At 72.2% G+C, this 1,107-nt stretch carries 2 protein-coding genes and 1 pseudogene; all 3 read left to right on the top strand.

Annotated elements, in window-relative coordinates:
* Positions 1 to 160, top strand: a pseudogene (locus ABD371_RS35685) (chorismate synthase); the annotation flags it as partial.
* Positions 157 to 672, top strand: coding sequence for a shikimate kinase (locus ABD371_RS35690; protein ID WP_344486930.1), 516 nt, complete (start codon positions 157 to 159; stop codon positions 670 to 672). The pseudogene ABD371_RS35685 and the gene ABD371_RS35690, both read left to right, overlap by 4 nt.
* Positions 669 to 1,107 (top strand): iron-containing alcohol dehydrogenase (locus tag ABD371_RS35695; RefSeq protein ID WP_344486932.1); only part of this gene is annotated, 439 nt, incomplete at its 3' end. The genes ABD371_RS35690 and ABD371_RS35695, both read left to right, overlap by 4 nt.

The following is a 1,107-nucleotide window of genomic DNA, read 5'->3' on the forward strand; positions in this document are numbered from 1 at the left end:
GCGTTCGGACGTGGCGGCTGTGCCGGCGGCGGGGATCGTGGCGGAGGCGATGGTCGCGCTGGTGCTGGCGGACGCGGTCGCGGAGAAGTTCGGCGGCGACAGCGTGACCGAGACCCGCCGCAATGTCACCTCGTACCTCGACAATCTGAACTTCCGGTGACCGCCCCGGTGATCGTCCTGGTCGGGCCCATGGGCGCGGGCAAGTCGACCGTCGGTGAACTGCTCGCCCAGCGGCTGGGAGTGCCTTACCGGGACACCGACGCGGACATCGTCGCCGCCCAGGGCCGGGAGATCGCCGACCTCTTCGTGGACGAGGGCGAAGCCCGCTTCCGCGAGCTGGAGCGGGCCGCCGTGCGAGAGGCGGTCGCCGGGCACACCGGTGTGCTCGCCCTCGGCGGCGGCGCGATCCTGGACGACTCGACCCGGGCCCTGCTGACCGGGCTGCCGGTGGCCTACCTCTCCCTCGATGTGGAGGAGGCCGTCCGGCGCACCGGACTCAACCAGGCCCGCCCCCTGCTCTCCGTCAACCCCCGCCGCCAGTGGCGGGAGCTGATGGACGCCCGCCGCCATCTGTACACCGAGGTGGCCCGGGTGACCGTGGCCACCGACGCACGCACCCCGGAAGAGGTCGCCCAGGCGGTCCTCGACGCTTTGGAGCTGAAAGACGCATGACCGAGCAGTCAGTGACCCGTATCCAGGTCGCCGGCACCGAAGGCACCGACCCCTACGAGGTGCTGGTGGGACGGCAGCTCCTCGGCGAGCTTCCCGGGCTGATCGGGAACGCTGGGGGTCCCCCCGCCGGAGGCAGGGGGAGGGTGGCCGTGCTCCATCCGGAGGCCCTCGCGGGCACCGGTGAGGCGATCCGCGAGGACCTCGCGAGCCAGGGGTACGAGGCCATCGCGATCCAGCTGCCCAACGCGGAGGAGGCCAAGACCGTCGAGGTCGCCGCCTACTGCTGGAAGGCGCTCGGCCAGACCGGCTTCACCCGTACCGATGTGATCGTGGGTGTGGGTGGCGGGGCCACCACCGATGTGGCCGGTTTTGTGGCCGCCTCCTGGCTGCGGGGGGTCCGCTGGATCGCGGTGCCCACCACCGTGCTGGGCATGG

This window comes from Streptomyces amakusaensis (assembly GCF_039532665.1).
GTDB classification, from domain to species: Bacteria; Actinomycetota; Actinomycetes; order Streptomycetales; family Streptomycetaceae; genus Streptomyces; species Streptomyces amakusaensis.